A 23,669-nucleotide genomic window follows, 5' to 3' on the forward strand; every position below is an offset into this window, starting at 1 on the left:
GTCAGATTCAAGTCCGGGCAGTCGACGGAGGCGGAGGCGGAGATGCGGATCGGGGAACTCGCCCGGCGCACCGGCGTGAGTGAGCGGTCGCTGCGCTACTACGAGACCCAGGGCCTGCTGCGCGCCGAGCGCACCCCGGGCGGGCACCGCGACTACCCCGAGGCGGCCGTGGACCGGGTCGTCCGGATCCAGGAGCTGTTCGCCGCCGGGCTGCACAGCAGCCGGATCGTGCAGTTGCTGCCCTGCATGCGGGACGCCGACGGCGGCCCCTCCGCCGTCGCCACGCCCCGGCTGGTCGAGGACCTCACCGCCGAACGCGACCGCATCGACCGCCTGATCGCCGACCTCGTCCGCTCCAGGGAGACCCTGAACGAGGTGATCGAGGCGGCGCGGGAAAGCTGACCGCCCGCGACAGCCCGCCGTTGCAGACCACTGCTGACCTGGGCAACGTCCAGCGCGTCCTGCGCGAAGCCGACTTCACGGCCCGGGGGCACGGCGGCGCCGGGAGCGAGCCGTCGACGGTGAAGAGCGCCGAGTCGGACGGGTAGCCAGCCGTCAGCGAGGCCAGATCACGGGTGCTCGATCCGGCAGAGGCAGAACGGATGGCCCGCCGGATCGGCGTAGACCCGCCAGTCCTCCTTGTCGTCGGCGTGCAGCAACCGCGCCCCCAGCTTCAGCACCTTCTCCTCAGCCGCGTCGACCTCCTCCCAGGTGGACCCGGCGTCGAAGTCGAGGTGGAACTGCTGCGAGTTGCGGTCGGCCCGCGGCCACTCCGGCGGGGTGTACCCGGGCGCCGGCTGGAAGGCGAGCCGTGGCCCGTCCGGGATCTGCAGGACGACCCAGTCGGGGTCGTCGTCCTCGGGTGTCCCGCCGCCGACGTCGGCGTAGAAGCGGGCGAGGGCGCGCGGGTCGGGGCAGTCGATGGCGACGGTGTACAGGCGGGCGATGGGTGCCATGGGTCCTCCCGGTGGTCAGTCGGTCAGGGTGTGATCAGCAGGCGCACAGACAGAACGGGTGCCCGGCCGGATCCGCGTAAACCCGGAAGGTCCGCGAACGGTCCTCGGCGTCCAGCGGCTTCGCCCCCAGTGCCAGTACGCCTTCCTCGGCCGCGTCCAGGTCCGCGACGGTCAGGTCCAGATGGAACTGCTGCGAGTGATCGGGCGCCGGCCACTGCGGCGGTACGAACCCGGGGACGGCCTGGAACGCCAGCGACTGCCCGCCGGGCACCTTCAGGTCCACCCAGTCTCCTTCGCCCTCGACGTTTCCGCCGAGCACGCGCGCGTAGAAGTCAGCGAGGGCACGGGGGTCGGGACAGTCCAGGACGACGGCGCCCAGTTCGGCGATGGCCATGACTTCCTCCTCGAAGTCTTGGTTACCCCTACAGCTCTGTAGAGGGTAACTCCGTTACTGCATACTGCATCATTGGCGGTAACGTCGCAAGGGGAAACGGGAGGTAGCGTGCAGCCATGAGTGAGAGATCGCCCGCGCCCGGGGGCCTGGAGCTGGTCGAGTCCCTGGTCAACACGCTGGACATCGAGTCGGGTGCCGACTCGCTGGACACGGCGGAGGGCCGGGCACGCTTCGGGCTGGCCGAGGAGGACATACCTGGAGCGCGGGAGCTGCGCGAGTCCCTGCGGGTGGCTCTGCTCGCGCACGCGGGGCATCCGCCGCATCGTGCCGTGACGCCGCTGGGTGAGCTGCTGGCGGCGGGCCCGCTGGTGGTCGCGGTGGACGCGGGTGACGGTTCGGCGACACTCGCCCCGGCCGAGGAGGGGCCGTTGGCCTCGCGGGTGGCGGCGGCGATCGCCCGGGCCCTGGTCGAGGGCACCTGGAACCGGCTGAAGGCCTGCGAGGCCGTCGACTGTCACTGGGCGTACTACGACCGCAGCCCGGGGGGCCGTGGTCGGTGGTGCTCCATGCAGGTGTGTGGGGCGCGGGCGAAGATGCGGCGGTATCGGGCCAAGTGACGCCATGACGCCCGCTGGGGTGCCGGGTTGTGCCGTCTGGCGGGTGCGGCGCCGTTGGGGCTGGTCGCGCAGTTCCCCGCGCCACTTCAGGGGCGCTGCCGTCAGGTCTCCTCTTCGCGGGGCCGGGACGCCCTTGAGCCCACCAGCAGAAGGCACAGGACCGAGACCCCTGCCACTATCCCGGTCAGGACCAGCAAGGGATCCAGTCGGCGGGTTGGCGAGGCGGCGATCTGGGCTTGCGGTGCTGGGGATGGGGTGGCCGTCGGCGTGGATGACGGTGCCGGGGACTGTGCAGCGGCCTGGTGCGACGGTGACGGTATGGACCGTGCGGGCGAGGGGGTCGGTGAGCGTGTTGCCGCTGTACGACTCGGTTGGCTCGCGTGATGACCGGACGTGTGTTGTCCCGTCGATGACCCCGTACCCGAGTGGTCGTGCGTCGGTGCCGGTGCTGCCGCCTCGACCACGATCCGGGCGGTCATGTTCGGGTGGACGGTGCGGTAGTAGGCGCACGTCCCCGGCGTGGTGAAGGTGAAGCTCCAGCTTCCGCCCTTGTTCAGCATGGGGGAGTGGAAGGCGGCCGGAGCCGACGTGGTCTTCGCGTCGTGCGAGGCGGTGTCCTGGTTGGTCCAGGTGACCGTGGAACCGGCGGTGACGGTCAGGGTCGCGGGGCTGAACGCGTGCCCGCTCATGGCAACCCGGTACGTCGCCGCCGAGGCCCGGCCGGCCGGCAGCACGAGCAGCAGCCCGACCAGGACGGACAGGACCGACGGTACGGCCAGGGCGAGGACGGTCCCCTGGACCGCTCGCCGTGCCGCCCTCACGCGAACTCCCCGGCGACCAGCAGCCGCAGCAGGGTGGTGGGCCGCACCCGGTCGAACCGGAAGCCGGTGGCGCGGCGCAGCAGCCGGTACGGCAGCCGGGCGGTGCCCACCACGAGCAGCCGGTCGTCGGACCGCTCGACGACCGCAGCCGTAGCAGCGCGGGGAAGTCGGCGCCGTCGGTGCGGTCGATGCCGAGGTCGCCGGTCAGCTGGACCGTGGTACCGGTGCCCTCGTGGGCGGTGGCGTGGACGTGGTCGAGGCTGAGGGCACTGAGGGCACCCTTGAGGTGGGCGTCGTCGAACTCGAAGCGGAAGGTGGGGTGTTCGTCGGTCTCGGGGACGGTGAGCGAGGCCACCGTGAGGGCGAGGCGGCGGCGTCGGAGCGGCAACGGGCCGCACAGCGCGGTGAGTTCGACGAGCGAGCGGCCGGGGGCCACGGTGTAGCGGCCGGGCAGGGGCAGCCAGGGGGGGGCGAGCCGGGGGCCCCGGGCGGGGTCGGGTTGCTGGGCAGGGTGACGGTTGTCATCCCGGTCTCCTTGGGAAGCGGTTCCGGAAGGGCGGCGGTGACGGGGACAATGGGGGAGCGCCGGTCCGGCCGACTGAGCCTCGGCCGGACCGGCGTCCGTCTTCCGCGCGGGCGGTGTCAGCAGCTGTTGGTGAGGAAGTCCTCGGTGGGGGCGAGCAGCTGCCCGGCCCAGACCGTGTGCATCTTCACGTAGCCGTCGGCGTTCAGCAGATCGGCGACCTGCTGCCCGGGCGACTCCTCCAGGTGCGCCTTGTTGATGTGGTTCAGCAACACGCTGAGCGTGTCGTCGAGGATCGTGCCGCCGCCCTCGGTGGCGGGCGTGGGCTCCGAACCGGGCGGGATGGGGGAGGCGCCGTGTCCGGGGTGGCTGGAGTCGCCCGTGTGGCCCGCGTGGTCCTCGCCCGTGCCGCCGGGATAGAAGACGCCGGTGCCGCCGGTGACCGGCAGCCCCCTGGTGCCCGGCTGATCGCCCGGGATGCCTCCCGCGGTGCCCCCAGGAGCTGCCGGCGGGGCGGACTCGGCCGGAGTGGCCGGTGTCGTGGCCGCGGGCGGTGCGGCGCTCGGGGTTGAGGAGGCGGCCGGGGCGCCGATGCCCGACGCGTATCCGAGTACGACCACCACGGCACCGACGAGCGCTCCCGCGACCAGTTCGTCACGGTGGTCGTGCGGCCACAGGGCCCGGCGGAACAGGGGGATGGTCACTCCTGGCATGGTCTGTTCAAAACCAGCGAACGACGACCAGTGGAGTGGCGCGCGAATTCCGTGCGGCTACGCGTCAGTTAAAACGCCTGTTGCGGCGCCTCTCTTTCGACGGGACCCCCGCTGTGAGACCGGGTGAGACCGTTACTATTCCGCGCAATGCGGCTGTGAAGAATTAGTGTGCGAACATTTCTCTTCCCACACGCTACTCGAATAGAATTCGCAGCCGCGTGGGGATTTCAAAGAGAACGCCATATGCCCGTTGTGCAGGTCTGCCATGGGCGGGCCCCGGGCGCCCGGGGGCCCGTCCCCCATGGGGAAGGCCGCCCGAGCACGATTCCCTTGCCCGGACGGCCCGCGCGAACGGTCCGCCCTTTCTCAGGCCGTCGGCCGCCCCATCGCCCGATAAGTCCAGTCGGCCTTCCGCCACAACTCCGGGTCCAGGGCATTGCGCCCGTCCAGAATGACCCGAGCCGCCGCGACATCGCCCAGCGCCGCCGGGTCCAACTCGCGGAATTCCCGCCATTCCGTCAGATGCAGTACGACGTCGGCGCCCCGTACGGCGTCGATCGCGCTGTCGGCGTAGCCGAGGGTCGGGAAGAGGCGGCGGGCGTTGTCCATGCCCTTGGGGTCGTACACCGTGACCTGGCCGCCCTGGAGGTGGATCTGCCCGGCGACGTTCAGCGCGGGCGAGTCCCGGACGTCGTCCGAGTCGGGCTTGAAGGTGGCGCCGAGCACGGCGACCCGCTTGCCCAGGAAGGGGCCGCCGCCCAGCGCCTGCCGGGCGAGCTCCACCATCTGGCCACGCTGGCGCATGTTGATCGAGTCGATCTCGCGCAGGAAGGTCAGCGCCTGGTCGGCGCCCAACTCACCGGCCCGGGCCATGAAGGCGCGGATGTCCTTGGGCAGGCAGCCGCCGCCGAAGCCGATCCCGGCCCGCAGGAACTTCTTGCCGATCCGGTCGTCGTACCCGATCGCCTCCGCGAGCTTGGCGACATCGCCGTCGGCGGCCTCGCACACCTCCGCCATCGCGTTGATGAAGGAGATCTTGGTGGCGAGGAAGGAGTTGGCGGACGTCTTGACCAGCTCGGCGGTGGGGAAGTCGGTGACGACGAAGGGGGAGCCGGCGGCGATCGGCGTCGCGTACACCTCGCGCAGCAGCTTCTCGGCCCGCTCGCTGCGCACGCCGACCACGATCCGGTCCGGGTGCAGCGTGTCGTCGACGGCGAAGCCCTCGCGCAGGAACTCCGGGTTCCAGGCCAGCTCGGCGTCCTCACCGGCCGGCGCGTGCGCGGCGAGGTAGGCGGCGAGGCGGTCGGCGGAGCCGACGGGGACGGTGGACTTGCCGACGACGAGGGCGGGGCCGGTGAGGTGCGGGGCGAGCGACTCGAAGGCCCGCTCGACGTACGACATGTCGCAGGCGTACTCGCCGTGCCGCTGAGGCGTGTTCACGCACACGAAGTGCACATCGCCGAACGCCCCGACCTCGGCCCAGTCCATCGTGAACCGCAGCCGACCGGTCGACCCCTCGATCCCGGCCACGTGCTTGCGCAGCAGCTCCTCCAGTCCCGGCTCGTACATCGGGACCTCGCCGCGCCGCAGCATCTCGATCTTCTCGGGCACGACATCGAGCCCCAGCACCTCGAAGCCGAGCTCGGCCATGGCCGCGGCGTGCGTCGCGCCGAGATAACCGGTGCCGATCACGGTGATCTTGAGGGCCATGGGGTACTCCAGAGGTCTACGGAAGTCCGGCGGTGATGCGGCCCCGAGCATAGTCGGGCCGTTCGACGGGCAACTTTCCCGCTGTCGCCAAGCTCACGTATCACTCCCGTGAGCGGCCCCCTAAAATTTGAGTTACTTAACGGTAATTAGCGCCAGCAGTGCACTTAGACCACACAGCATCCGCTAGACCACACAGCGTCCCTGGAGCGTGAGAGACCTTGGCCGGATCGGCTGACTTCGACCTGTACCGCCCGTCCGAGGAGCACGACATGCTCCGCGACGCGATCCGCTCGCTGGCCGAGGCGAAGATCGCGCCGCACGCTGCCGCGGTGGACGAGGAGGCCCGCTTCCCGCAGGAGGCGCTGGACGCACTGGTCGCCAATGACCTGCACGCGGTGCACGTGCCGGAGGAGTACGGCGGCGCGGGCGCGGACGCCCTCGCCACGGTGATCGTGATCGAGGAGGTGTCCCGCGTCTGCGCGTCCTCCTCCCTCATCCCCGCGGTGAACAAGCTGGGCTCGCTCCCGGTGATCCTCTCCGGCTCCGAGGACCTCAAGAAGCGGTACATGACCCCGCTCGCCAAGGGCGACGGCATGTTCTCGTACTGCCTCTCCGAGCCGGACGCGGGTTCCGACGCCGCCGGCATGAAGACGAAGGCGGTCCGCGACGGCGACCACTACGTCCTGAACGGCGTGAAGCGCTGGATCACCAACGCCGGCGTCTCCGAGTACTACACGGTGATGGCGGTCACCGACCCCGCCAAGCGCTCGAAGGGCATATCGGCCTTCGTCGTCGAGAAGTCGGACGAGGGCGTCTCCTTCGGCGCCCCCGAGAAGAAGCTCGGCATCAAGGGCTCCCCGACCCGCGAGGTCTACCTGGACAACGTTCGCATCCCGGCGGACCGCATGATCGGCGAGGAGGGCACCGGCTTCGCCACGGCGATGAAGACGCTGGACCACACCCGCATCACGATCGCCGCGCAGGCCCTGGGCATCGCCCAGGGCGCCCTGGACTACGCCAAGGGCTATGTCCAGGAGCGCAAGCAGTTCGGCAAGCCGATCGCCGACTTCCAGGGCATCCAGTTCATGCTCGCCGACATGGCCATGAAGATCTCGGCCGCCCGCGCCCTGACCTACCAGGCCGCCGCCGCCTCCGAGCGCGGCGACGCCGACCTCACCTACCTCGGCGCCGCCGCCAAGTGCTTCGCGTCCGACGTGGCGATGGAGGTCACCACTGACGCCGTCCAGCTGCTCGGTGGCTACGGCTACACCCGTGACTACCCGGTGGAGCGGATGATGCGCGACGCCAAGATCACGCAGATTTATGAGGGCACGAACCAAGTCCAGCGGATCGTTATGGCGAGGAACCTCCCCTAGCAGGGTTTTTGCAGGTCAAAGGTGGTTTCGAGGGGTCGCAGAGGCATCCTGGGCTCTCTGTCTGTTGCGGCCTGATCAGGACCGTTCCTGGGCGTCATGCTGGGGGAATCCTGGGCGGATGCCGGGCTGGAAATGGCCACTGACCTGCACAAACAACGCAGCCCCCGGCGTGACGCCGGGGGCTGTTGTCGTATGCGGATCAGGCGACCTCTGACGCCTCCGTAGGGTCGTCGGCGCCGGGCGTCAGCATCGTTGCGATGGCGGCCCGGCCGCGCTGCTCGGCCCCTTCAAAGATGTAGTGGTAGTGCTCCCTCAGCACGTCCGTACTGCTGTGGCCCATCCAGTCGGCCACGTCGTTCTCGGGGACTCCGGCGTACAGCAGCCGAGACCCGTAGTAGTGCCGGAGTGAGTGAGCCTTGCAGTACTTCACCTGTCCCTTGCCAAGAGCTTCCATCCAGATCTTCGGGTAGAAGTACGACGCGTAGAGGTAGCCGGTCCGAGTCACGTTGGGGAAGAGAAGCCGTTCCGGCCCCCATACGCCGTGGTTCTTGATGTGTCGCCGAAGCTCGAAGGCGACGTTCGGAGGGAGGGGGACGGTACGCCCTGGCTCGCCTTCGTCCCGGGCCTTGATGTGCCGACGCTGGATCGCGCTGTTCTTGCCCGACTCCGTGTCGCCGTCCTCCGCAATCTGGAAGTCGACGCGAAGCGTCTCGGCCTTGAAGTCGATCTGATCACGGGACACCGCCATGGCCTCACCCAGCCGTAGACCGCACCCGGCCATTAGCCACAGCATTGCGCGGTATCGCGGAGGAGCGGCATCCAGCATCGCCAGGACTTCCCTCGTCGTGAGTCGCCGCGCGGTGCTCTTGTGCTCCCTGATCTCCTTGGCACGGCTCCCGGCACCCTTGACCTTCTTGCACGGGTTCCGGCCGATGATCTCGTTAACGACGGCCCAGTCCATCATCCCGGAGAAGAACGAGAACCGTTGGCGTCGAGTGCGTGCCGACAGCTTCCGGTCCCGCTCCATCCACAAGAGCCACTGCTCAACGTCGGCAACCTTCAGGGACACGATCGAACGGGCCTTGAAGAACGGCTCAATGGTGGTGTTGAGGATGGATCGGTACTGCTTCTTGGTGCTGTTCTCCAGCTTCCTTTGATTGGTCCACTGCTCCCAGACGGCCGTCACCGGCTGCTTGCCCAACCGATCGTCGAGGTACGTTCCGGCGTCGAGTTCCTGTTCCTTGCGCTTGCGCTGGTCGTCTGCCCGCGTCTTGGTGGCGAACGTCTTCTGCCGTTGCTTCCCGTCAGGGTCGTACCAGAACGTCGTCCACTTCTTCGGGTCGTCCTTGGATCGCGCGACCCATGCCCTTGCCACTGAGGCAGCCCCCCTCTGTCGATGACGCACGGACGGCCCGGCGTCGCGCCGGTTGTCCGGCGTGATCCAGTCTGCCATGGTCCACCCTGGGTTGTCAACACGGGGTGGCTCACCCTGTGTGGTACGTTCAGAAGCGTGGAAGCGAATGAGAGCGGGTTCGAGATCACCCAGAAGCAAGGGGCTTGGGTGATCCGTATGTGGTGGCCGACGGGACCGATCACCGGAGGGCCGCAGCGGATCACTGTCGAGGCGGCGGATGGCTCCGCCGCGCGTGACGTGGCGCGTGGGATCTCTACGACTGTTCTGCGGAGACTCGACCTTGCGGCGGCCATGAAGCTGGCAGAGAAGGCGCCTGAGCTTCAGCAGGGCATGGAGGAGGTGACGGCGAAGGTCGAGGAAGCGGGGTTGGCGGCGGGCGTGTTGCTGACCAACGAAGGTGTGTCAGAGCCGTACTTGGCCATGCTGGCTTCGACCTACAAGACCATGGCCGACTTGGGCGCTCCGGCTCCTGTTCCGTGGCTGGCCCGACTTGTCGGCCGCCGTCCCGAGACTGTTAAGGACCATCTCAAGCGCGCTCGAAGAGAGGGCTACCTGACCACAGTTGCGGGCAAGGCTGGCGGTGAACTTACCGAGAAGACCACGGAGGTCCTCGCGGCCTTCGTTAATTCTGATGACGAGCAGAACTGACGTCCGCTACTACTGAAGCAGTACTTAATGAGCCCCCAGGCAACTGGGGGCTTTTCATTTAGGGGGACCTATGCGCACGAAGCTGATGACCGTTGACGACGTGGCCGACTACCTGAACAAGCCCCGGTCGTTCGTGTACGGCAATTGGAAGGCCCTGGGACTGCCGTTCAAGAAGGTGGGGCAGTCGCTTCGGTGCCGACCGAGTGACCTTGACCGGTGGCTGGACGAGCAGGGGGCCGAGTGAATGAGCCGAACCCTCGCCGCTTGCTTGTCGCCATGTACGACGTGAAGGAGGAATGGAGTCGTGCACTCCTTGACGCCTTCGGGCCGGGAGGATTGATCGCCACCGAGGCTGACGATTTCCGGCGGGAACATTTGCTTTGGGCCCTGGTTCAGCTCCGGTGCGTCAATGGCCGGACAGGGGCGATTTTCACCGGCGACACGGAGATAGCTCAACGGCTGGGCTACAACACCAAGGATCATCCTGGGAAGCGGTGCCGGGACGTGCTGACACGGTTGGGATTCTTCACTCAGCATGGCAAGAAGGGGAGAGCCGCCAATCTGCGGCTCTCTGCCCCCACGGACATTCTGGCGACGTACCCGACTTTGACGGACTCGGCCTATGGCGACGTACTCACCGTTACGGACACCAATCCCTCAAGGGGCAAGGGAGCGCTGAAAACGCCCACCCGGCTCCCCAAGGCACCCCCTTGGGGAGATCCTTTGCCACCTTGGCAGCAAGGTTCCCCCCTCGAAGGTCCTCATTTCCCCGGTAGAGCGGGGACTTAGTTAGAAGTAGGTAGTACATAGCTCATAGAGCGTAGGTAGTAGTGAGAAGGAGTCCCCTCCGTCGGGGCCTCTTCTCATTTCTGACATCAGGTCCAGGACCTTTGGGGGTCCTGAACCCAGCCAAGGAAAGTGGAGTTGGAGACCAACGACACCGCAGATTTTGTTCCGCCCCGGAGCGTGTGAACTGCACCTCACCGCCGGCCAACGTGTCCTGTTTCGGAGCAGAGGACACGTACATACACAGTGAGAGACGTTCTCAAGGAATTCTCTGTACTCGGCCCTGGCCTCCTCTTACCTCTGGGAGGCCGGGGCTTTCTCTTTTGGTCACAGATTCGCATTCGGGCAACGGCCCGCAAGGAGAAGCATGTTCAATCGTCATCACTTCACCGCACGTCGTCTTGCTCTCGGCCTCTCCGTTGAGGAACTAGCCGATGAGCTTCAGGTAGCCCCGTCGACCGTATATCGATGGGAATCGGGGTCAACGTGCCCGAGCCTGCGCGTGCTGATAGCGGCCAGCAGGATTCTCTGCGTACCTCTTCTGGCTCTGATCGAGGACGACGGTTCCGAGGACCGCCGTATTGCCGTGGCGCTGGATTCCATCCTTCGACTCGACATGCACAAGGAGATTGAGGCATGAGTGAGAGCCACACATCAGCGGCGCAGGAACCATCCGATGCCATCGCAGCCGAGATGCAGCGCGAGTATTCCGGGAAGCTGGCTCAGGCCGAACTGAAGGCTCAGGCCGCCAAGGCTGGTATCAGCCTGCCAGAAGGGTTCGCAGGTTATCTGGATGCCTCCAAGCTCCTCGGAGAGGACGGACAGCCGTCCATCGAGGCCATAGCCCATGTTCTTGAGCCTTTCCAGCCCCGGACGCCGGGATACGCGCAGGGGATCGGACTTGGCCGCCAGAGCGATGACGTTCATATCTCGCAGCGCCACGTTTCCCTTGATGCACGCAACCGATAAGAAGGAGATCCACCTATGGCTTTCACGTATCAGAATGCCTCTACCCATACCTTTGTTCCTGAGATCTGGGATGCCGAGCTTCTGACCCAGTTCGATCCGCTGCTCGTCTGGGGCTCTCGCCTCGTGAGTAACCGGAAGTATGAAGGCACGATCAGGAAGCAGGGCGACGTTGTGCACATCAACTCGCTTCTGCGTCCGACCGTTGGCGACTACAAGTTGCCTGACGGCATGACCGCACAGCGGCCTGAGACGGTGGACCAGGAACTTCCGATCACCGAGGCGAAGTACTTGCAAATCTTGATCGAAGATGCGGAGCGGGTACAGCTTGCTTCGGACGACTTCAACTCTCCGATCAACAAGCAGATGATTCGCGCTCTCGCCCGCCAGGCTGACACTTTTATGGGCAATGTGATTGCTTCTGCTGCTACGGCGCTGGCGAACATCGCTCCCACTGCGGGGAGCATTCCCCAGACTCTCTATTCGGGGATTCTTGACATGATGCTGGCTCTCGATGACAACGACGTTCCAGAGGGTGGCCGTTACGTGGTCGTATCTCCGAAGGTGAAGCGGTACCTCATCGAGCACCCCTCCATTGCCAATGCTGCGGCCTACGGTGAGGGCGGCGTGACCGCCAATGGCGTTGTGGCTCGTTTGGCTGGTTTCACGGTGGCCTCCACCACCGCTATGCCGTCCGGGGTAGACATCGTGGCCGGTCACAGTGAATTCGCCACCTACGCATCCCAGTTCACGGGCTTCCGTGAGGGGCAGAGTGAGAAGTACCGGGCCGACTACATCGACACACTGCACCTGTATGGCGGGAAGATCGTGCGATTCCCGGGGATGGACACCAAGAAGACCGACAACACCTTTGACGAGACGAAGCCCACGAAGGGAATCGTCAAGGCCGCAGTTACGTGGCCTGCCTGACGTACTGGAGAACGGGGCCTCTGCCGAAATGGTGGGGGCCCCGCTTCTCCGTTTGTGAGCACGGACCCGAGACGGTCTGCGTCACTCAGCGTCCACAACGGGCCGAGGCCGGCCCGAGCGGACAGTAATGGAAACCAACGGACCCAAACCACTTGGAGGTCAGTGATGCCCAGGTTCCGTAACCCCGATTCACCCCACAGCCGATATAAGGGTCTGGTTGAACTGCCCTGGGAGCATGGCCTACCGGTACCCGACACGCCATCGGGCCGTGAATGGACCGAGGCTGAGCGCGAACAGTGGCGGCAGTGGTGGAGCAGTCCGCAGGCCGCTATGTGGGATGAATCGTTCGTCCCGAGTGTGGCCGTGATGCTGACGTACTACGGCAAGATCCTGGACGGTACCGCGACGAGGGACCATCTGACCGAGTACAGGCAGCTTGCCGGAGCCCTGGGGCTCACTGCTGAGGGCATGAAGCGTCTGGGATGGACTTTCCAGGGTGATGCGCAGTGAGCGCCCGCAGAGCGGCCAAGGCCGGGGCCGCAGGCGCCCACGACGGAATACGCCGAGCCGGGTACGAGTGCCCATGGGCTGAGCCTCAGTGCTCAGGGTGCGTCCAAGAGTTCGCTATTCACATCGGCTGGCAACTGACCGGAAAGGTGAGGCCGTGGGGTGACGAACTGAAGCACCAGCCGAAGAAGTGTTATGTGTGTCGCCAGATGTGAACTGAGGGGGAGGGCTCCAGACCCTCCCTTTTCAGCTCGGGGATTTGATTGGCGAACGCGATGGAAGGGAGGCGCCCCCGGCGGTCCCCATTTCTTTTCTATTACCCAATACCCCCGCTATTGCATTCATTTGAGTAATCGTTTAGAAATTCGTTCGTGATCATTCCGTGATAAGGCTTAGGCAGGATGTGATCAGTTCGCATCACACGATGCGGCGGCTGTAAGAGCAACGCTCCGGCCACACACTGAGACTTCCGACTGCCCGACCGAATCAAAGGATTCCCAGCGATGCGTAAGACGGTCCTCGTCCCCGTTCAGCACACCTTTTGCGATGCTCACATTGCGCGTGATAGCAGTGAGGAAGAGGCCAGGGACACTCTGACGCTGGGGAATCACACCTGGGACCTTTGCCTTGAACACTCCATCATCTTCGGCAGGTACCTGATGGACGCTCTTGGTGTGCCTGAGAGTGCCAAGGCTGTACCGGTTGAGCCTGAGACTGCCCCAATCGTGGAGGCTGTCTCGGAGCCGGAGCCGGAGCCGGAGCCGGAGCCGGAGCCGGAGCCGGAGCCGGAGCCGGAGCCGGAGCCTGTCCGGTCCGTGATGATCGCTGGTGAGGTTCCGGGTTACGAGTGGAACGATGCCCGCGAAGCTGTTCGCAACCTTGGGTATGAGGTTGTCGGCCGTGCCGATGACTCCACGGTGTTGCTCATCCTGGGCGAGGGTGGCGACCGCAACGGCACCAAGCTGAGGGACGCGTCCGAGCGTGGCATCCCGTGCATGGACGTGCGCACTCCGGGCCGTTTCAAGTCGGCTGTCCAGGCTGGTGAGTTGGTCGGTGGTGACCCGCTTCCCGAGCCTGCCAAGACCGGCCCCAAGGTCATGTCCGAGCGTGAGCGCAACCGTGCCGTACGAGCGTGGGCGCGAGAGAACGGGCACGCCGTACCGACCAAGGGACGCATCCCCATGAGCGTGCGCCACGCGTACGAGCTGACGCACCGAGACGGCTCCGAGGGAAAAGCGGCAGCGGCCTGAGTGCCGCACCCATCATGCCGGGCGCACTGAGCGCCCGGCACCCCCGGCCAATGGCCACCCAACTAACCCTTCTTGAGATAGAGGCAGCATGAGCACCCCCGTTCTCTACGGCCCGATCGGCCGAGCCGTCCGCAAGATCGCCCCGTTCCTCGAAGCGGACGCGCTGGGGGTGTACGTGGCCGCCCTGTCGATGTGGTCGGCCGCTATCGGCGGAACGGTTCACGTGTCATCCCGTGGCAACACCCGCCCCGTGCTGCTGTGGTCCGCCCTGGTGGCCGGAACGGGGCGGGGCAAGGGAACGGCGCTGCGTGCCGCCCATCACGTCCTGGACAAGTCCCTGGGCCGCTTTCTGGCAACACACACCACGTCCGGGATCACGTCCGGTGCGAGCATGGTCAACCACCTGTGGGAGCAGCAAGAAGCGACCGCCGAGACCGAGCACGGGCGCGACGTGCGCGCCCTGGTGGTGGAAGAGGAATGGTCGGAAGTGCTCCGCCGAGTGAAGCGTGACCCGTCGTTCACCACCAAGCTGCGGGCAGCGTGGGACGGGACGACGCTGCGCAACACCACCAAGGAAGAGGCTCAGGAAGTACGAGACCCTTCCATGGTCCTCCACTCCCACATCACACCCTCTGACTGGGCCAAGTATGTGGGTGAGTCGGAAGCGGCCGGAGGCTCGTACAACCGCATCCTCCCGTTCTTGCTCGGGGCCGTGCCGATGCTCGATGACGACCGCGTGAGCCTGCCCGAGGTGGACGGCAGGGAACTGTCCGACGCGTACGGTTGGGCCACCGCTCGGCCCCGAGTAATCACGCTCGCGGAGGATGCCCGCCCGTTGTGGCGCATCGTTCGCCGTTACGCCCGCATCCTGGGCGAGACCCTGCCCGAAGGGCAGGCCGTGTTCATCGAACGGACCGCAGAGCAGACGCTCAGGGTCGCGGCCTGTCTGGCCGCCTCCGAGTGCTCCGAGACCATCACGGAAGACATGCTGTCGGCCGCTTTCACGCTCGTGCGCCGCTCTGTCCAGGACGCGGTACGGATCACCAAGGGGGCTGATTCTCCGAAGGTGAAGCGTCAGCCGCTCAGCCTCGCCGACAAAGTACGCGCCCGCATCGAACTGCACGGCGGTCGGGCCACGTCGTCTCAGGTGCTGCCGTACGTGGGGGCAACCGCCAGTGAGGTCAAGGCACTCCCCGAAATCGCCTTCACCGTAGAACGGTCGGGGAAGACCGGCCGACCGGCCACAGTCTTCACACTCCGTGGGAACACTTCCCAGCACGAGGAGTCAGCGCCGGCCCAGCGGACCGTAATGGAAAGCAACGGAACCAAGGTCGTCCGTCTCGACGCCTACCGTCCGATCCGCACAGCGCCGGAGCCCACGCCCGAACCGAAGCGGCAGGAACCGGTGAGCGATTCCAACCCCTTTCGCGCACTGCTCTAACCAACGAATGCAGAAGCCCCGGCCACTGGCCGGGGCTTCTTTGTTGCTTCGACTACCTGACTGGGCACGCCAGTTCAGGCATCGAGCGATTTGGAGAGCACGTCACGACGGCCAGGGACAGGTACGAGGGTCGTTCGAGGTAGAAGCCGTGGGACACGTCACCGCCCTCCCTCAACCGCTCATCGGCGGAGTTCACGAGAAGCGTCAGATGGGTGGTGTCCCGCTCCGGCTCCGACGCGAACCGGGGCGCGTACTCCGCCAACCGTTCCCCGAGCCAGGCCGCCGCTTCCTTCGCCTCATCCCACGTGGCACGAACCAGCGAACGCGGCTTGATGAGCCAGTACGCGGTTTCCAGCGGGGGAAGGTCAACGGTCGGGAACTCGGCCGACACCTCCCGGTACCGCTGGATCAGCTCCGGTCTACTCCCGGCCGGGGGCGGCTCAGGGTGCGGGGGCCGCCGTAGGGCCTCGTTGTCGAAGCGCTCTTTCGGGCCGGTCCACAGATAGCCGTGGTGGTGCACGAGTCGTTCCCGTTTCGAGAAGTGCCAGCCGGGCACGGGCCCAGGGACGGGGGATGGACCCGGCCCGGCTGACGGAGAGGGAGGATCAGACGTTGAGGCCGAACCGCGCCGGGTCGATCCCGGCCGCGTCCAGTTCCTCCGTGGTGAACCGCAGCGGCTGCGCGTCCGGCCGCTTGCTGTCGCCGAGGGCCCAGGCGTCGTCGCCGATCCGGGCCAGGGTCACGCACCCCTCGGTACAGGGGCCGCCGCACGCCTTCACGAACGAGGCCCCGTCGATGTCGAGCCCGTACAGGTCGGTTCCGTTCAGCATTACTGCACCTTCCTGCTCAACTAATCGCGGCCATGGCTGACCGCCGCCGCCCATTCCGGGCGGGAGTTCAAGGGAGGAGAGGGAGAGACTTCAGCGTCCGGAACCTTGGCCGCGTTCCGTGCAGCGCCAGCACTCGCATGGCGGCCAAGCGCTCGTGAGCAGGGGCGGAAGATCGTCCGTCGTGGCCACGGCTTGCTCCGGCCCCCAGGTCTGCCCTGAGTCGCGAGAGACCCGCATGGTCATCAGGGGGCGGTCGGCGAAGAGCCTTGAGCCCGTTCCCTTGCTCATGACGCGTGCGCTTCTGCGTGGTGCTGGCGCATCCGTACGTTGGCGTCGGATACGGCGCTGTAGTCGAACGTGGAGCGGGCGTTCTCGCGGGCTACCGATATGGACAGGCAGTCAGCGCAACCGGGTTTGGGTGACGGCTCGCGAGGTGACTCCGACAGGCACGTTCGTGCTGTCGTGTGGGTTCCAGGATCGGAAGTTCTCTCTTCGCTCTCCATGGCGCCATCTTCGGCGGGCCACGGATGCGGCTCTAGCCTGTTTCCTGTTCCCGCAAAAAGTCGTCGCGGATACCTTCGACCAGGCCCCGCATGTGGTCACCGGACAATGCCACTCGTTCGAATCCCTCGAACTTCTCGACGTAGAGGCCAACGTCCCTTGGGTCCGTCACGACTACCTCAGCGTGGACGGTCTCAACCGTGACCATTCGATCGTCGCGGATGACGAACGCATGATTCGCAATGTCGCGCTGCTGAATCCGCAACGGGACTATGCGGATGTCCACATGAGACAGGCGGGAAATGGAAACGATTCGGTCGAGCTGTGCCGCCATCATCTGTGGCGGGACAATGCGCCACCGCAGGACAGGTTCTGTGATTATGAACCGCAGCGACTTGGTGTTGTCGTAGAGGACCGCTTGACGTTCAAGCCTGCCGTTGATCGTCCGGGAGAGAGAGTCCTCACTCAGATCATGACGCTGGAGGACGGCACGGATGTACTCCGGTGTCTGGAGCAGCCCCGGCACCAGGGCCGGTTGGAACAGCCGGAGCGTGGACATCTGGGCCTCAAGGGCCTTGGCGGCTTGCTGGCCCTTGTGGACTCCGATGCGCTTCAACAGGCGCCATGCCGTCGCTTCCGTTGCCGATGCCCGCGCAGCCTCGGTGTACTCCGCCTTCACCTCGTCCGAGACGCCGATGGCGGCCAGGATGCGCTCTACGTCCGTCGCGCTGGCCGCGAGCTTGGCATTCTCGATCTTGGAAAGCTTGGACGGAGACATGAGGGCGCTGCGGGCCACTGCTTTGGCTTCCTTGCCGGATGCCACTCGCAGGGCCCGCAGCGCGGCCCCAAGCTGTGCCCTGTTCACGCCCCGTGCTTGGCCCACCATTCGGTGAACGGCTCCGCGTGCGCCAGCACCAAGTCACGGTGCCCGGCGAATTCCGGCGCGCGTTCCGGTGGCAGGACTTCCGAACCCAGGTACTTTCCGGTGCCGTCGTAGTTCATGACGGCCACGGACTCGGAGTCGAAGAGCCAGAAATCAGGTACGTTCTCTAGGGGGTTCGGCCTATCGGTGATGTCGAGAATGAAGAACTCCTCACCCCCGGACATGTTCTTCTGGTACCCCCACCCGAGTTCGAACCTAAGATAGTCCGTGAGTGGGAGCCGCAGAATGTGAACCCGGTAGACTCGTTTCCCTCTTCCTGTGTGTGAGCGGAGTTCTTCGACCCAGCCCGCGTTGTAGTCGTCCGGCTGCGGCTCCCCGGCCAGGAACGCGTGATAAGCGTCGACGTTCCCGGACTTGCTGTAGTCGTCCAGGGTTTCCAGCCGGAACGCCTCACGCTCGAACGCGTCGAAGAGGTCGCCGAGGGTCCTAGATGAGGTTGTCACGGATGGCCTTCTGGATCAGTTCCACCGGGATCTCGACGAGGGTTTCGTGAGCGGGAATCTGAAGCCCGTGATCGGTCGGAGTCTCGCCCTGCACCAGCAAGGTGCCGCGATCCGTCGCGTAGATCGTCGGGCAGTCCTTGATGTCGCACGTGCTGACCAGCTTGGTGACCTTCATGGTCCTGGTTCCCCTCTCGCGTGCTGCTGCCATTTACCCCGCGTGTGGCTCGATGCTCCCGAGGGTGAGGTGCGTGGGTCAAGCGATCACGGTTGATGGAACAGGAAACCGCGTAACCTGCCACGAGCCCGCTCGTCTGTCGCGCGGCGTGTGGTGGCGTCTCTGGTACGGCGCCCACCTGGGCAGACTGCTGACGATCATGGGGAAATGCTGGGGAGGCCCCTCCAGGGAGGGGTGTTCGTGCAGGTCAGAGCTGTATGGCCTGTAAAGCACGCAGATCTACGAGGGTACGAACCAGGTCCAGCGCATCGTGATGGCGCGGAACCTGCCGTAGCCCTCCGGCAGGGTTCCCGCACGCTGACAGGGTTCTCGCACGCTAACAGGGTTCTCGCACGACAAAGCCCCCGGCATCATGCCGGGGGCTTTGTCGGTGTCGGGGTGTCCACCGGGTCGGCGGCGCGTTCAGTCGTCGAAACCCTCGGCCGCCCGCTTCTCGCGCAGTTCCTTGATGGCGCGTCGGCGGGCCAGGCGGTGGGTGCGGCGGATCTGGGCCTCCTGGTTGCGGCGCTTGTCGCGCTCGGTCTCCGGTATCACCGGGGGGACACGGCGTGGCTTGCCGTCGGCGTCCACTGCCGCGAACACCAGGTAGGCCGAGCCGACCTGGGTGGGCGGCGCCGACTCGTTCCAGCGCTCGGCCAGGACCCGTACGCCGACCTCCATCGAGGTCCGGCCGGTCCAGTTGACCTGGGCCTTCACATGGACGAGGTCGCCGACGCGGACCGGCTCCAGGAAGGCCATCTGGTCCATGGACGCGGTGACGGCGGGGCCGCCGCTGTGCCGGCCGGCCACGGCGCCCGCCGCGTCGTCGACGAGTTTCATGATCACGCCGCCGTGCACCGTACCCAGCAGGTTGGTGTCGTTGTGGGTCATGATGTGGCTGAGGGTGGTGCGGGACGCGGAGGTCGGCTTGCCCGGGATCTCCGGAGTGCCCGACTCTGCGGCGGTGACCTGGTCTGTCATGGCCTCCACCTTATGCCGCCCCGAGATTCGCGGACTTTGTGTTGGGTTCGCAACAGCCGTGCCTCTATTTTCCCCCGAACCTTGTAAGGGACCTGGTCGTGCCCTGCACACTGGGGCGCATGAATGACTGGCCCGGTGGATGGTCCGACGACAATCGCGGTAACCGCTACGGACGCGGCAGCTCGAGGGCACAGCCCGAGGGCGCCCGCGTGATGCGGCAGGTCCGCCGCGGTCCGGCGGCGCCGCCCGGCCAGGGGTACGGCGGGGTGCCGCAGCAGCCGTCGTACGTGAACGGCCAGGGCCACGGCGGCTACGGCGACGACACCGTCCACGACGACGGGTACGACAGCGGCTACAACACCGGTCAGGTCTACGGCGGGTCCGGCGGCCCGGGTGGCCCCGGGGGCCGCGGGATGCGCGAGCCGCGGCCCGCGCCGAACTGGCGGCGCCGTATCAAGGTGACCGCGATCACCGTCGTGACCGTCCTCGTCGTGACGTCCGTCGCCACCTACTTCTGGGCCGACTCCAAGCTCAACCGCGAGGTCGACCTGTCCAAGGTCATCGACCGGCCGGAGGCGGGCGAGGGCACCAACTACCTGATCGTCGGCTCCGACAGCCGCGAGGGCATGTCGGCCGAGGAGAAGAAGGCACTGCACACCGGCTCCGCCGAGGGCAAGCGCACGGACTCGATGATGATCCTGCACACCGGCGACAACGGCCCGACGCTGATCTCGCTGCCGCGTGACTCGGACGTCGAGATACCGACCTTCGTGGGCTCCGAGTCCGGCAAGACGTACAAGGGCACGGGCCGGCACGTGAAGCTGAACGCCGCGTACGCCGAGGACGGCCCGGAGCTGCTGGTCCGCACCGTCGAGTACAACACCGGGCTGCACATCGACCACTACGTCGAGATCGGCTTCGCCGGCTTCGCGAACATCGTGGACGCGGTCGGCGGTGTCGAGATCGACATCCCGCAGGACATCAAGGACTCCAAGTCCGGCGCGGACTTCAAGAAGGGCACGCAGACCCTGAACGGCGAGGAGGCGCTCGCCTTCGTCCGCACCCGCTACGCGCTGGCCGGCTCCGACCTGGACCGCACGAAGAACCAGCAGAAGTTCCTCTCGGCCCTGGCCAACCAGGTGGCGACGCCGAGCACGATCCTCAACCCGTTCAAGCTGTACCCGACCATGGGTGCGGGGCTGGACTCGCTGATCGTCGACAAGGACATGGGCCTGTTCGACCTGGCGGACATGTTCTGGTCGATGAAGGGCGTCAGCGGCGGCGACGGCAAGTCGATGAACATGCCGATCTCCGGCTCCTCGGGCGGCAACCTCGTCTGGGACAAGGCGAAGGTGAAGACGCTGGTGGAGCAGCTGAAGAACGACGAGACGGTGACCGTCTCCGGCAACTGAGCGGCGCGCGGCCCGAGCGGCGTCCGCGCACAGCAGTCGAGGGCACCCCAGGGGGTGCCCTCGAGTGTTTCCGGGGGGCGCCGGACTGTCGTCACATGGTGGCGCCCGACATCGCGCGGCAGGACTCGGCGCAGCGGCGACACGCCTCGGCACAGCGCATCATCTGCGGGTCGTCCGGCATGGACATACACGCCTCGGCACACATGTCACAGGCCTTGGCGCACATCGCGCACATCTCGGCCGACATGGGCGAGCGGCGCATCATCATGTCCGCGCACATACGGGTCGTCTCGGCGCAGTCCATGAGCGCCCGCATGATCTGCATCTGCGGCTGGCCGCCCATCTGCATGCAGGAGCTCATCGTCTCCTCGCAGGCCACGTGGCAGGACATGCACGCGTCGACGCAGGCCTGCATCTCCTTGCTCATGGCGGTCATGGTTCGTTGCTGGGTCATGGCTCCTCCTGGGGTGCGGGAAGCCCGGGGCGGGCCCCGTGCCCTTCCGTCCTACGCCCGCCCGCCGCACCGCGCCATCGGACGGACGCGAACGATTCACCCCGGGTGCCGCACACGGCAAGGTGCCCGGCGTTACGCCGGAGGTCGCCGCACGGGTCCATTGAGGTTACGGCCCGCCTCGGTGCAGGTGAGGAGCGTGATCCCCTACGAGCACCCCGCCTCGTCGCCCCGTACCACCATCGACTCGCCCTCGGTCGAGTCCGCGGCCCGTACCTTGCGTACCTGCCTGAAGTCCGTCCCGACGATCATCTTCAGCGTCGGCCCCAGCCCTTTCACCGCGCGCAGCTCGCTCCCCGGCACCGCGGCGGCCAGGGACTTCGCCGAGCGGTCCCAGCGCGGGTCGTGGGCGACGACCGTGCGCTTCACCGGGCGGTCCGCCGCGCTCACCGGCCGCCCCGTCGTCCGGAACCCGGTCGCCGCCAGCGCAGCGTCGACGCGCTTGCCGAGGTCGGCGGCCTGAGTGCCGTTCTCCACCTGGACGTGGATCTCCTGTGGGGCGACCTCCACCCGGACCGGCCTGCGCCTCGGCCGGTGCACGGACAGCGGCTCGTCCTCGCGCAGCGCCCTGAACAGACGCTCGGACTTCGCGGCGTCCCACTTCACCGTGGAACCGACGCCCTTCACGGTGTGCTCCAGCTGCTGGATGGGCACGGTCGTGAACTCCGACGACGACGGCGAGAAGTTCCGCATCGCCCGCCCGAGATCGAGCAACTCGCCCGTCCCGAACCCCTCGTCGGCCCGCACCGAACCCAGCACCGCCCGCGTCACATCCCGGAACCGCATCGGGTTCAGCAGGATCCCGGACGACGTCGCCCGCTCGATCAGCGCCGCCATGAAACGCTGCTGGCGCTGCACCCGGCCCAGGTCGGAGGCGCTGTCGACATGCCGCGAGCGCACGTACTGCAACGCCTCCCCGCCCATCAGCCGGTGCGTGCCGGCCGGCAGGTCGAGGCCGGTGTACGAGTCCTTCATCGGCTCGGCGGTGCAGATCTGCACCCCGCCGACCACGTCCACCGTCCTCATGAAGCTGGTGAAGTCGACCTCCAGATAGTGGTCGATCTTGATGCGGGTCATGTGCTCGACCGTGGCGACGGTGAGGTTCGGGCCGCCCTCCGCGTACGCCGCGTTGATCTTGATGGGGTGTGCCTTGCGCCCTTCACCGGCGGGCACCTCGGCGTACGAGTCGCGCGGCAGGCTCACCACACTCGCCCGCTCCCGGTCCTCCGAGATGTGCACGATCATGATCGTGTCGGTGCAGTGACAGGGCGCCCCGCCCAGCCGGTACTTGCGCCGCTCCTCCTCGCTGATGCGGTCACGGCCGTCCGTGCCGACCAGCAGGACGTTCATCCCGTGCCCGGCCTGCGGCCGGTTCTTCATGTCCTTGAAGGGGTCCACGCGCGCGATCTTCGCGTCCAGGCTGGTCACCACCGCGTGCCCGATCCCGGCGGAGGCGAGCACCACCACGGACAGCGTGGTCACCGCCCGCATGGCCCAGCGCGGCCTTCTCCGCCGCGCGGGCGCGACCGGCCGCGCCCCGCCGCGGGTCGGCTGCGGGCGGCGCTGCGGAGGGGCGGGGGAGCGGCGGGGCGGCGTGGGCATGGGGGGCTACCTTCCGCTGGGGCTTGCCCTGGGGGCCGTACGTGGGATCCGTGAGCACCGTAGGCCCATACGATCTGCTGACCGGGGCAGCGACCCCGGCGGGGCGCACCGGTGTCCCCCGTTCGCGGTAACGTGAGCCCCCTATGAACGCCAATCCCGACGTGCAGCTCCCCGCCGTGTCCGTCATCATGCCCGTCCTCGACGAGGAGCGGCATCTGCGCGGAGCAGTCCAAGCGATCCTCGCGCAGGAGTACGCCGGCGAGATGGAGGTCGTGATCGCCCTCGGTCCGTCCACGGACCGCACGGACGAGATCGCGGCTCAGCTCGTCGCCGAGGACTCCCGTGTCCATACGGTTCCGAATCCGACCGGACGTACGCCCGCCGCGCTCAACGCCGCGATCAAGGCCTCCCGCCACCCGATCGTCGTCCGCGTCGACGGCCACGGGATCCTCTCACCGAACTACATCGCCACCGCCGTACGGCTCCTGGAGGAGACCGGCGCGCAGAACGTCGGCGGCATCATGCACGCCGAGGGCGAGAACGACTGGGAGCACGCCGTCGCCGCCGCGATGACCTCGAAGATCGGGGTCGGCAACGCCGCCTTCCACACCGGCGGCGAGGCGCAGCAGGCCGAGACCGTCTACCTCGGTGTCTTCCGGCGCGAGGCGCTGGAGCAACAGGGCGGCTACAACGAGGAGTTCATCCGCGCCCAGGACTGGGAGCTCAACTTCCGGATCAGGGAAGCGGGCGGGCTGATCTGGTTCTCGCCCGAGCTGAAGGTGTCGTACCGGCCGCGTCCTTCGGTGCGCGCCCTCGCCAAGCAGTACAAGGACTACGGCCGTTGGCGCCATGTCGTCGCCCGCTACCACGCCGGCTCCATCAACCTGCGCTACCTCGCCCCGCCGACGGCGGTGTGCGCGATCGCGGCGGGCCTCGTGCTGGGCGCCCTGGTGACCCCGTGGGCGCTGGTGGTCCCCGGTGGCTACCTCGCGGCCATCACCGCCGGCTCGATCCCGGCCGGCAAGGGCCTGCCGGTGAAGGCACGCCTGCAGATCCCCGTCGCCCTCGCCACCATGCACATGTCCTGGGGCTACGGCTTCCTGACCAGCCCGCGGTCCCTGGCGAAGAAGGTCATCGCCTCCCGCCGCCCGGCGGTGCTCAGCGCCAACTGAGCCCGCCG

Annotated in this window: 28 protein-coding genes; 13 read left to right on the forward strand and 15 right to left on the reverse strand. The window is 67.0% G+C overall.

What is annotated here, in order from left to right; translation table 11 throughout:
- Nucleotides 1-42: 42 nt before the first annotated feature.
- Both QQM39_RS27220 and QQM39_RS27225 read left to right on the forward strand, forming a co-directional pair.
- Nucleotides 43-402 (forward strand): MerR family transcriptional regulator, encoded by a 360-nt coding sequence (locus tag QQM39_RS27220; protein WP_302000177.1) that lies wholly within the window; start codon nucleotides 43-45, stop codon nucleotides 400-402.
- Between the two features lie 20 nt (nucleotides 403-422).
- Nucleotides 423-548 (forward strand): hypothetical protein, encoded by a 126-nt coding sequence (locus tag QQM39_RS27225; RefSeq protein ID WP_302000178.1) that lies wholly within the window; start codon nucleotides 423-425, stop codon nucleotides 546-548.
- A gap of 21 nt (nucleotides 549-569) precedes the next feature.
- Here QQM39_RS27225 and QQM39_RS27230 read toward each other — a convergent pair whose 3' ends face one another.
- Nucleotides 570-956 (reverse strand): VOC family protein, encoded by a 387-nt coding sequence (locus QQM39_RS27230; protein WP_302000179.1) that lies wholly within the window; start codon nucleotides 954-956, stop codon nucleotides 570-572.
- 34 nt (nucleotides 957-990) lie between these two features.
- The gene (locus QQM39_RS27235; protein WP_302000180.1) at nucleotides 991-1,350 is read right to left on the reverse strand and encodes a VOC family protein; all 360 of its coding nucleotides are present in this window, start codon (nucleotides 1,348-1,350) and stop codon (nucleotides 991-993) included.
- Between the two features lie 116 nt (nucleotides 1,351-1,466).
- On the opposite strand from QQM39_RS27235, the gene QQM39_RS27240 reads away from it, so the two are divergent.
- On the forward strand, nucleotides 1,467-1,967 hold the full coding sequence (locus QQM39_RS27240; protein WP_302000181.1) for a CGNR zinc finger domain-containing protein: 501 nt from the start codon (nucleotides 1,467-1,469) through the stop codon (nucleotides 1,965-1,967).
- Between the two features lie 101 nt (nucleotides 1,968-2,068).
- On the opposite strand, the gene QQM39_RS27245 is transcribed toward QQM39_RS27240, so the two are convergent.
- From QQM39_RS27245 to QQM39_RS27255, 3 genes are all read right to left on the reverse strand, one after another.
- Nucleotides 2,069-2,788, reverse strand: coding sequence for a plastocyanin/azurin family copper-binding protein (locus QQM39_RS27245; protein WP_302000182.1), 720 nt, complete (start codon nucleotides 2,786-2,788; stop codon nucleotides 2,069-2,071).
- 642 nt (nucleotides 2,789-3,430) lie between these two features.
- Complete coding sequence (locus QQM39_RS27250; protein ID WP_302000183.1) at nucleotides 3,431-4,015, reverse strand: hypothetical protein; 585 nt, start codon at nucleotides 4,013-4,015, stop codon at nucleotides 3,431-3,433.
- 375 nt (nucleotides 4,016-4,390) lie between these two features.
- Nucleotides 4,391-5,734 carry a UDP-glucose/GDP-mannose dehydrogenase family protein gene (locus QQM39_RS27255; protein WP_302000184.1) on the reverse strand — a complete coding sequence of 448 codons (1,344 nt, stop codon included), beginning with the start codon at nucleotides 5,732-5,734 and terminating at the stop codon, nucleotides 4,391-4,393.
- A gap of 218 nt (nucleotides 5,735-5,952) precedes the next feature.
- Here QQM39_RS27255 and QQM39_RS27260 point away from each other — a divergent pair, with 218 nt between their 5' ends.
- Nucleotides 5,953-7,110, forward strand: coding sequence for an acyl-CoA dehydrogenase (locus QQM39_RS27260; protein ID WP_302000185.1), 1,158 nt, complete (start codon nucleotides 5,953-5,955; stop codon nucleotides 7,108-7,110).
- Between the two features lie 199 nt (nucleotides 7,111-7,309).
- Here the strand turns inward: QQM39_RS27260 and QQM39_RS27265 are convergent, their stop codons facing one another.
- Nucleotides 7,310-8,563 carry a site-specific integrase gene (locus QQM39_RS27265; RefSeq protein ID WP_302000186.1) on the reverse strand — a complete coding sequence of 418 codons (1,254 nt, stop codon included), beginning with the start codon at nucleotides 8,561-8,563 and terminating at the stop codon, nucleotides 7,310-7,312.
- Between the two features lie 57 nt (nucleotides 8,564-8,620).
- Here QQM39_RS27265 and QQM39_RS27270 point away from each other — a divergent pair, with 57 nt between their 5' ends.
- The 3 genes from QQM39_RS27270 (at nucleotide 8,621) to QQM39_RS27280 (ending at nucleotide 10,598) form a co-directional block, all read left to right on the forward strand.
- Complete coding sequence (locus QQM39_RS27270) at nucleotides 8,621-9,172, forward strand: hypothetical protein (protein WP_302000187.1); 552 nt, start codon at nucleotides 8,621-8,623, stop codon at nucleotides 9,170-9,172.
- 70 nt (nucleotides 9,173-9,242) lie between these two features.
- A complete protein-coding gene (locus QQM39_RS27275; RefSeq protein WP_302000188.1) occupies nucleotides 9,243-9,416 on the forward strand; it encodes a helix-turn-helix domain-containing protein in 174 nt (57 codons plus the stop codon).
- 909 nt (nucleotides 9,417-10,325) lie between these two features.
- Entirely contained in the window at nucleotides 10,326-10,598 is a 273-nt protein-coding gene (locus QQM39_RS27280) for a helix-turn-helix domain-containing protein (RefSeq protein WP_302000189.1), read from the forward strand.
- Nucleotides 10,599-10,612: 14 nt separating this feature from the next.
- Here QQM39_RS27280 and QQM39_RS27285 read toward each other — a convergent pair whose 3' ends face one another.
- The gene (locus tag QQM39_RS27285) at nucleotides 10,613-10,900 is read right to left on the reverse strand and encodes a hypothetical protein (protein WP_302000190.1); all 288 of its coding nucleotides are present in this window, start codon (nucleotides 10,898-10,900) and stop codon (nucleotides 10,613-10,615) included.
- A 42-nt stretch (nucleotides 10,901-10,942) separates the two neighbouring features.
- On the opposite strand from QQM39_RS27285, the gene QQM39_RS27290 reads away from it, so the two are divergent.
- From QQM39_RS27290 to QQM39_RS27305, 4 genes are all read left to right on the forward strand, one after another.
- Complete coding sequence (locus tag QQM39_RS27290) at nucleotides 10,943-11,854, forward strand: hypothetical protein (protein WP_302000191.1); 912 nt, start codon at nucleotides 10,943-10,945, stop codon at nucleotides 11,852-11,854.
- A 165-nt stretch (nucleotides 11,855-12,019) separates the two neighbouring features.
- Entirely contained in the window at nucleotides 12,020-12,364 is a 345-nt protein-coding gene (locus tag QQM39_RS27295) for a hypothetical protein (protein ID WP_302000192.1), read from the forward strand.
- A 500-nt stretch (nucleotides 12,365-12,864) separates the two neighbouring features.
- Nucleotides 12,865-13,611, forward strand: coding sequence for a histone-like nucleoid-structuring protein Lsr2 (locus QQM39_RS27300; RefSeq protein WP_302000193.1), 747 nt, complete (start codon nucleotides 12,865-12,867; stop codon nucleotides 13,609-13,611).
- A 175-nt stretch (nucleotides 13,612-13,786) separates the two neighbouring features.
- On the forward strand, nucleotides 13,787-15,052 hold the full coding sequence (locus QQM39_RS27305) for a DUF3987 domain-containing protein (protein WP_302000194.1): 1,266 nt from the start codon (nucleotides 13,787-13,789) through the stop codon (nucleotides 15,050-15,052).
- Nucleotides 15,053-15,104: 52 nt separating this feature from the next.
- Here the strand turns inward: QQM39_RS27305 and QQM39_RS27310 are convergent, their stop codons facing one another.
- The 6 genes from QQM39_RS27310 to QQM39_RS27335 all read right to left on the reverse strand — a co-directional run bounded on the left by QQM39_RS27310 (nucleotide 15,105) and on the right by QQM39_RS27335 (nucleotide 18,964).
- Nucleotides 15,105-15,572, reverse strand: a complete 468-nt coding sequence (locus QQM39_RS27310) for a hypothetical protein (RefSeq protein ID WP_302003740.1) — start codon at nucleotides 15,570-15,572, stop codon at nucleotides 15,105-15,107.
- Between the two features lie 85 nt (nucleotides 15,573-15,657).
- Nucleotides 15,658-15,882, reverse strand: a complete 225-nt coding sequence (locus QQM39_RS27315; RefSeq protein WP_073757712.1) for a DUF397 domain-containing protein — start codon at nucleotides 15,880-15,882, stop codon at nucleotides 15,658-15,660.
- A 535-nt stretch (nucleotides 15,883-16,417) separates the two neighbouring features.
- Complete coding sequence (locus QQM39_RS27320; protein ID WP_302000195.1) at nucleotides 16,418-17,248, reverse strand: helix-turn-helix transcriptional regulator; 831 nt, start codon at nucleotides 17,246-17,248, stop codon at nucleotides 16,418-16,420.
- Entirely contained in the window at nucleotides 17,245-17,769 is a 525-nt protein-coding gene (locus QQM39_RS27325) for a DUF6879 family protein (RefSeq protein ID WP_302000196.1), read from the reverse strand. Before QQM39_RS27325 ends, QQM39_RS27320 begins: the two co-directional genes overlap by 4 nt.
- Nucleotides 17,753-17,944 (reverse strand): hypothetical protein, encoded by a 192-nt coding sequence (locus tag QQM39_RS27330; RefSeq protein WP_240121885.1) that lies wholly within the window; start codon nucleotides 17,942-17,944, stop codon nucleotides 17,753-17,755. The genes QQM39_RS27325 and QQM39_RS27330 overlap by 17 nt, the downstream gene beginning before the upstream one ends.
- A gap of 462 nt (nucleotides 17,945-18,406) precedes the next feature.
- The gene (locus QQM39_RS27335; RefSeq protein ID WP_302000197.1) at nucleotides 18,407-18,964 is read right to left on the reverse strand and encodes an acyl-CoA thioesterase; all 558 of its coding nucleotides are present in this window, start codon (nucleotides 18,962-18,964) and stop codon (nucleotides 18,407-18,409) included.
- Between the two features lie 119 nt (nucleotides 18,965-19,083).
- Here QQM39_RS27335 and QQM39_RS27340 point away from each other — a divergent pair, with 119 nt between their 5' ends.
- Nucleotides 19,084-20,376 (forward strand): LCP family protein, encoded by a 1,293-nt coding sequence (locus QQM39_RS27340; protein ID WP_302000198.1) that lies wholly within the window; start codon nucleotides 19,084-19,086, stop codon nucleotides 20,374-20,376.
- Between the two features lie 91 nt (nucleotides 20,377-20,467).
- Here QQM39_RS27340 and QQM39_RS27345 read toward each other — a convergent pair whose 3' ends face one another.
- Nucleotides 20,468-20,830, reverse strand: coding sequence for a four-helix bundle copper-binding protein (locus QQM39_RS27345; RefSeq protein WP_302000199.1), 363 nt, complete (start codon nucleotides 20,828-20,830; stop codon nucleotides 20,468-20,470).
- A 204-nt stretch (nucleotides 20,831-21,034) separates the two neighbouring features.
- Nucleotides 21,035-22,489, reverse strand: coding sequence for an LCP family protein (locus QQM39_RS27350; protein ID WP_302000200.1), 1,455 nt, complete (start codon nucleotides 22,487-22,489; stop codon nucleotides 21,035-21,037).
- Between the two features lie 143 nt (nucleotides 22,490-22,632).
- Between QQM39_RS27350 and QQM39_RS27355 the strand changes: the two genes are divergently transcribed.
- Nucleotides 22,633-23,661, forward strand: coding sequence for a glycosyltransferase family 2 protein (locus QQM39_RS27355; RefSeq protein ID WP_302000201.1), 1,029 nt, complete (start codon nucleotides 22,633-22,635; stop codon nucleotides 23,659-23,661).
- Nucleotides 23,662-23,669 lie beyond the last annotated feature (8 nt).

Origin of the sequence: Streptomyces sp. DT2A-34, from assembly GCF_030499515.1 — a bacterium.
In the GTDB taxonomy this organism is placed as follows: Bacteria; Actinomycetota; Actinomycetes; order Streptomycetales; family Streptomycetaceae; genus Streptomyces.

Bases quoted from the DNA above. Each gene is read 5' to 3' on its own strand.
- QQM39_RS27220 (WP_302000177.1), top strand. From the start codon at position 43: ATGCGGATCGGGGAACTCGCCCGGCGCACCGGCGTGAGTGAGCGGTCG.
- QQM39_RS27230 (WP_302000179.1), bottom strand. From the start codon at position 956: ATGGCACCCATCGCCCGCCTGTACACCGTCGCCATCGACTGCCCCGAC.
- QQM39_RS27235 (WP_302000180.1), bottom strand. From the start codon at position 1,350: ATGGCCATCGCCGAACTGGGCGCCGTCGTCCTGGACTGTCCCGACCCC.
- QQM39_RS27240 (WP_302000181.1), top strand. From the start codon at position 1,467: ATGAGTGAGAGATCGCCCGCGCCCGGGGGCCTGGAGCTGGTCGAGTCC.
- QQM39_RS27255 (WP_302000184.1), bottom strand. From the start codon at position 5,734: ATGGCCCTCAAGATCACCGTGATCGGCACCGGTTATCTCGGCGCGACG.
- QQM39_RS27265 (WP_302000186.1), bottom strand. From the start codon at position 8,563: ATGGCAGACTGGATCACGCCGGACAACCGGCGCGACGCCGGGCCGTCC.
- QQM39_RS27275 (WP_302000188.1), top strand. From the start codon at position 9,243: ATGCGCACGAAGCTGATGACCGTTGACGACGTGGCCGACTACCTGAAC.
- QQM39_RS27280 (WP_302000189.1), top strand. From the start codon at position 10,326: ATGTTCAATCGTCATCACTTCACCGCACGTCGTCTTGCTCTCGGCCTC.
- QQM39_RS27290 (WP_302000191.1), top strand. From the start codon at position 10,943: ATGGCTTTCACGTATCAGAATGCCTCTACCCATACCTTTGTTCCTGAG.
- QQM39_RS27295 (WP_302000192.1), top strand. From the start codon at position 12,020: ATGCCCAGGTTCCGTAACCCCGATTCACCCCACAGCCGATATAAGGGT.
- QQM39_RS27300 (WP_302000193.1), top strand. From the start codon at position 12,865: ATGCGTAAGACGGTCCTCGTCCCCGTTCAGCACACCTTTTGCGATGCT.
- QQM39_RS27315 (WP_073757712.1), bottom strand. From the start codon at position 15,882: ATGCTGAACGGAACCGACCTGTACGGGCTCGACATCGACGGGGCCTCG.
- QQM39_RS27330 (WP_240121885.1), bottom strand. From the start codon at position 17,944: ATGAAGGTCACCAAGCTGGTCAGCACGTGCGACATCAAGGACTGCCCG.
- QQM39_RS27335 (WP_302000197.1), bottom strand. From the start codon at position 18,964: ATGACAGACCAGGTCACCGCCGCAGAGTCGGGCACTCCGGAGATCCCG.
- QQM39_RS27340 (WP_302000198.1), top strand. From the start codon at position 19,084: ATGAATGACTGGCCCGGTGGATGGTCCGACGACAATCGCGGTAACCGC.
- QQM39_RS27345 (WP_302000199.1), bottom strand. From the start codon at position 20,830: ATGACCCAGCAACGAACCATGACCGCCATGAGCAAGGAGATGCAGGCC.
- QQM39_RS27350 (WP_302000200.1), bottom strand. From the start codon at position 22,489: ATGCCCACGCCGCCCCGCCGCTCCCCCGCCCCTCCGCAGCGCCGCCCG.
- QQM39_RS27355 (WP_302000201.1), top strand. From the start codon at position 22,633: ATGAACGCCAATCCCGACGTGCAGCTCCCCGCCGTGTCCGTCATCATG.